Source organism: Lamprobacter sp., from assembly GCF_034860625.1.
Lineage (GTDB): Bacteria > Pseudomonadota > Gammaproteobacteria > Chromatiales > Chromatiaceae > Lamprobacter.
In genome coordinates, this window is the sequence record NZ_JAYESN010000263.1 from 1 (window position 1) to 3,911 (window position 3,911).

Below are 3,911 nucleotides of genomic sequence, written 5' to 3' on the forward strand. Positions count from 1 at the left end.
ATTCCAGGTTTCTAAAAAGGACTCGGAAAGGGGCTTAGGATAGCACTGCTAAGCGGTTTTCAATGCCCCGGTCCTCCCAGAGACGATCGATCCGAAGTGGTTCGATACTGCCCGAGTCATCTTGCCCCGCCATCAATGACCAGCCGAGTGACCGGCGCCGCGATCAAACGTCGCTTGACTTCGATCAAGCGTCGGACAGTCTGCAGCAGGCTCAAAGGATGCTTTGCGGGAACACCACCATCTACACAACTTCGCGACCCGCCGTCGCGATGGCACCACGGCTGCGGAGCACTTCTTCGCCCAACCCCATCCGGCTCTGTTCGAGCAAGCGAAACCTTTGCGCATCGCGCATGACATCAATACTGGCTCGCAACGGCCCATGTTTGCGGTGACTGCACGCGCAATGCGCAACGCTCCTGACTGATCGCGATCAAACCCGAAGCCTGGTGCCAACCGGCTTCACAGACCTGCCGGTCGGCCTCTGTAAAAAGCTGTTGTAGCGCCAGCCCAAGGGCACCTCGGCGCGCGTACTCAAGCCCCCACGCACGATAGGCCGCTTCGGCTTTTGCAGCACCAGCAACACCGATCTCGAGCAGGTGCTGGGTCAAGCGCGATCGCACGACCTCAGGGCCCAGCCGATCGATCAGGGGCTGTATGACCGCCCGGCCGCTGCATGGCCTGTCCCATCGCTGGGGTTTGAGATCCTCCGGCAGTAGGCTGTCTAGCGGTTCGCCATTGGCCTGGCCCTGCATCAGGTCTTCATCGACCATCTGCGCCAGATCGGGGCGCGGATCAGCACCGGTGCGCGCAGCGAGTTGCAGCAACGCGATCGATTCAGCCCGATGGCCACTCGGCGGTAGCCCACAGAGTGCGTGATCAAGGATGTCGTGGATGAACACCGCAGTGGGAATCTGATCGCCGGTGGCTGGTGTCGAGGCGATGATGTTCGGATCATCGATCGCCGAGGCGAGCTTCCAGCCACGAGCGCCAAAGCCGTCCGGCCAGACGCATCGATAATACCAGTCAAGCTGCACTTCAATCACGGATCGGAGCCTCCCAAATCAGCTGCAGGATCTGGCTGTCGCTGACGCCACGACTGACCTCACACTGATCGCAGACCGCGCGCAGCGGACGCTGCGTGCAGCCCTGGCAACGGCTCACCAATGCTCGGGCTTGGGCCAGATCGCGCCGTTGTGCCTTGATGGCGGTCGCTTGCTCGGCGAGGCTTTGATCCATGGCTGCAAGGCGCGCCAGGACATCACGGCTCGCCGCAGCGCCGGTCTCGTTCTGCGACCGCACAGCGGCCAGCGCCGCCAACTCTTGCAGCGAGAAGCCAAGACGAGCCAAAGCCAGCACGGCGGCAAAACGGGCCACATCTGCCTCATCGTACAGCCGGGTTCCACCCGGCGTACGCTGCGGCTGCACCAGCCCCTGCGCTTCATAGAAGCGCAGGGTGCGCACCGTGGTACCAAGCTGCTCGGCGATGACGCCGATCTTCATGATCATCACACTCCGCTAGAGCCAGCGCGATTCACAGGTCAACGAAGCGCGCTGACAGGCCCCGCTTCTGCACCACGGCTAGGAGCTGCTGTGAGGTCACTCGCGCAGGATCATGCAAGGCAAACAACAGGTGTGGTTTGGTCGAGGGCTCCAAGCGCGTTTCGCCTGCCAGCTCAGCTTGCAGGTGATCATTCAGTGCAGCCCGCGCGGCGTTGTCTAAGACTTGCTTGGTGTGCAGCAGAAGTTTCGTCGACATGGTTGACCTCCGATTGGCGTGGAGCATTAATCTAACGTCAACGTAAGATAAAAAGCAACCTTTGGAGCAGCTAGATTCTGCTCTCGGGTCTGCTCTGGAGCGGCGCCTTCGCCGCCTTCCTGGTCGTCATCGGCCCGATGCTGCTGGCGCCGCGTGTTGATGGTCGGCCGATCCGAGGGGTGAAACACCCGCTCACAACTCATCCAGCCCAACCTTGACTGCATCTGCCAATCCGCCAGACGAGTATCGGCGAGCGCGTTCAGTTCCAAATCCCCCAAGCCGTTCCAGATGGGCTCGGCGAGTCTGTGATCGGCGGGTATCGCAACATCACTGCGGGCAGGCTCAGATAACATGGATACCGTGCTATCATGCGTTCATGATTGTGTCATTCAAGGACAAAGCCACCGAAGATATTTTCAATGGCGTCACTTCTCGGCATGCCAGAAAAGCCTGCCCTCAGTCCCTTTGGAAAATAGCGGGGAGGAAGCTCGATCAACTGGATTCAGTCGCCGCTTTGGATGAACTGAAGATCCCACCTGGCAATAGGCTGGAATCCTTGACAGGCAACCGTGCCGGACAACACAGTCTCCGTATCAATCAACAATACCGAATTTGCTTTGTCTGGACGCAAGCCGGCCCTAGCGATGTTGAAATCACGGATTACCACTGAGGTCAAAAGATGGTGCGCATACCGACCGAACGCCAACCCACACATCCCGGTGAAATGCTCCTGGAGGAGTTTCTGACCCCAATGGGCATTACCCAGCGTGAACTGGCAGACGCCATCCAGGTGCCATACCAGCGCGTGAACGAACTGGTCAATCAGCGGCGTGGCGTCACACCCAGCACCGCGCTGCGGTTGGCGCGGTTTTTCAACATGTCAGAGGATTTCTGGCTGAACTTGCAAATCCGCTGGGACCTGTACAAGGCACAACAAACAGAGAAAGACACGCTGAATTCAATCCGCGATTATCACGAGTTCCGCAATACGGCCTGAGACAATCGGCTCTGCGCCGACATGCGCCAACAGCCTAAGGACTGCACAGGAGTCAACGCTCAGATGGCCAGCGAAACCCTCAGCTACCTCGACGGCCGCATCACTGTCGACCCTGATCTCTGCAACGGTCGGCCGACCATTCGCGGCTTACGGATTACCGTCGAAACCCTGCTGGGTTATCTCGGCGCCGGGGGTTCGCGTGAGGAGATTCTCCAGCAATATCCATCGTTAGAGGACGCAGACATCGACGCCTGTGTCCGCTTCGCCGCGGACATGATGGCCCATCGCTACCGTCTTGAACGCGTGGCCTGATGGCGCGCTTCTTGATCGATGCCAACCTGCCCTATCGATGCTCACTTTTAACCGGCCGAGCGACCGGCGCCGCCGCCAGACGCCGCTTGACCCCGATCAAGGATCGGGCACTCTGCTGCAGGCTCAATGGACGCTTTAAGGGATCGCAACGCCGTCCCGTCCAACAACCAGGCCAGCCGGGACAGCCAAGCCATGCGGACCAAAGGCGACCTTTGGACCACCCTGGAAACCCAGGAACAGGACCAACCATGAAGCCCCTCCTGACCACACTCAGCCGTGGACTGCTGATCCTGCTCGGGCTCGGCTGCGGCATCGCCCTGGCCGCGTTCTTGATCAGCCATGCCCGAGCGCCGCAACACAGCGACAGCCCGGCAGCGGCCCCGACGCTAAGGGTCATCGCGCTGCAACCCGTCGCCCTGCGGATCGAGGCGCGCAGCCTCGGCAGCGCGCGCTCGGCCGAGCGCTGGCAGGCGATCGCCAATGTCGCCGGTCGCGTGGTCGAGCGTCACCCGGATCTGGAGAGCGGCAACCTGCTGCCGGCTGGAACCCTGTTGCTCGCGCTCGACCCCAGCCGCTATCAACTCGCCATCGCCGAGGCCGAGGCCGAAGGCGCGCGTCTAGCCGCCGAGTTGGCCCAGCTCGAGGTCGAGGCCGAGAGCACGCGCCGCCTGCTGGTGCTGGAGCAGGAACGTCTGGAGCTGACCGAAGAGTAGCTGACACGCATCGAGCAGCTCGCCACGACCGGCTCCGCCTCAGGCTCGCAGCGCGACGAACAGCGCCGCGCCAGCGTCGCCCAACGCCGCGCGGTGGCGACCTTAGAGAACGAACTCTCGCTCCTGCCCTCGC

Annotated in this window: 9 protein-coding genes; 5 read left to right on the top strand and 4 right to left on the bottom strand. The window is 61.5% G+C overall.

What is annotated here, in order from left to right:
• Positions 1 to 223 precede the first annotated feature (223 nt).
• Entirely contained in the window at positions 224 to 424 is a 201-nt protein-coding gene (locus tag VBE63_RS25645) for a DUF6399 domain-containing protein (protein ID WP_323685838.1), read from the top strand.
• Here VBE63_RS25645 and VBE63_RS25650 read toward each other — a convergent pair.
• The 4 genes from VBE63_RS25650 to VBE63_RS25665 are packed head-to-tail and all read right to left on the bottom strand — an operon-like array spanning position 357 to position 2,109.
• Positions 357 to 1,043, bottom strand: a complete 687-nt coding sequence (locus VBE63_RS25650; protein WP_323685839.1) for a hypothetical protein — start codon at positions 1,041 to 1,043, stop codon at positions 357 to 359. The genes VBE63_RS25645 and VBE63_RS25650 overlap by 68 nt on opposite strands.
• The gene (locus VBE63_RS25655) at positions 1,036 to 1,500 is read right to left on the bottom strand and encodes a MerR family transcriptional regulator (protein WP_323685840.1); all 465 of its coding nucleotides are present in this window, start codon (positions 1,498 to 1,500) and stop codon (positions 1,036 to 1,038) included. The genes VBE63_RS25650 and VBE63_RS25655 overlap by 8 nt, the downstream gene beginning before the upstream one ends.
• Before the next feature lie 31 nt (positions 1,501 to 1,531).
• The gene (locus tag VBE63_RS25660) at positions 1,532 to 1,756 is read right to left on the bottom strand and encodes a hypothetical protein (RefSeq protein WP_323685841.1); all 225 of its coding nucleotides are present in this window, start codon (positions 1,754 to 1,756) and stop codon (positions 1,532 to 1,534) included.
• 26 nt (positions 1,757 to 1,782) lie between these two features.
• Complete coding sequence (locus VBE63_RS25665) at positions 1,783 to 2,109, bottom strand: hypothetical protein (RefSeq protein ID WP_323685842.1); 327 nt, start codon at positions 2,107 to 2,109, stop codon at positions 1,783 to 1,785.
• A 23-nt stretch (positions 2,110 to 2,132) separates the two neighbouring features.
• On the opposite strand from VBE63_RS25665, the gene VBE63_RS25670 reads away from it, so the two are divergent.
• From VBE63_RS25670 to VBE63_RS25685, 4 genes are all read left to right on the top strand, one after another.
• The gene (locus VBE63_RS25670; RefSeq protein ID WP_323685843.1) at positions 2,133 to 2,426 is read left to right on the top strand and encodes a type II toxin-antitoxin system RelE/ParE family toxin; all 294 of its coding nucleotides are present in this window, start codon (positions 2,133 to 2,135) and stop codon (positions 2,424 to 2,426) included.
• A gap of 9 nt (positions 2,427 to 2,435) precedes the next feature.
• A complete protein-coding gene (locus VBE63_RS25675) occupies positions 2,436 to 2,753 on the top strand; it encodes a HigA family addiction module antitoxin (protein WP_323685844.1) in 318 nt (105 codons plus the stop codon).
• A gap of 63 nt (positions 2,754 to 2,816) precedes the next feature.
• Complete coding sequence (locus VBE63_RS25680; protein WP_323685845.1) at positions 2,817 to 3,065, top strand: DUF433 domain-containing protein; 249 nt, start codon at positions 2,817 to 2,819, stop codon at positions 3,063 to 3,065.
• 248 nt (positions 3,066 to 3,313) lie between these two features.
• Positions 3,314 to 3,778 (top strand): hypothetical protein, encoded by a 465-nt coding sequence (locus VBE63_RS25685; RefSeq protein ID WP_323685846.1) that lies wholly within the window; start codon positions 3,314 to 3,316, stop codon positions 3,776 to 3,778.
• Positions 3,779 to 3,911: the final 133 nt, after the last annotated feature.

What these genes read in the sequence shown, in the direction of transcription:
- VBE63_RS25655 (WP_323685840.1), bottom strand. Translation starts at nt 1,500, where the DNA reads ATGAAGATCGGCGTCATCGCCGAGCAGCTTGGTACCACGGTGCGCACC.
- VBE63_RS25660 (WP_323685841.1), bottom strand. Translation starts at nt 1,756, where the DNA reads ATGTCGACGAAACTTCTGCTGCACACCAAGCAAGTCTTAGACAACGCC.
- VBE63_RS25665 (WP_323685842.1), bottom strand. Translation starts at nt 2,109, where the DNA reads ATGTTATCTGAGCCTGCCCGCAGTGATGTTGCGATACCCGCCGATCAC.
- VBE63_RS25670 (WP_323685843.1), top strand. Translation starts at nt 2,133, where the DNA reads ATGATTGTGTCATTCAAGGACAAAGCCACCGAAGATATTTTCAATGGC.
- VBE63_RS25675 (WP_323685844.1), top strand. Translation starts at nt 2,436, where the DNA reads ATGGTGCGCATACCGACCGAACGCCAACCCACACATCCCGGTGAAATG.
- VBE63_RS25680 (WP_323685845.1), top strand. Translation starts at nt 2,817, where the DNA reads ATGGCCAGCGAAACCCTCAGCTACCTCGACGGCCGCATCACTGTCGAC.
- VBE63_RS25685 (WP_323685846.1), top strand. Translation starts at nt 3,314, where the DNA reads ATGAAGCCCCTCCTGACCACACTCAGCCGTGGACTGCTGATCCTGCTC.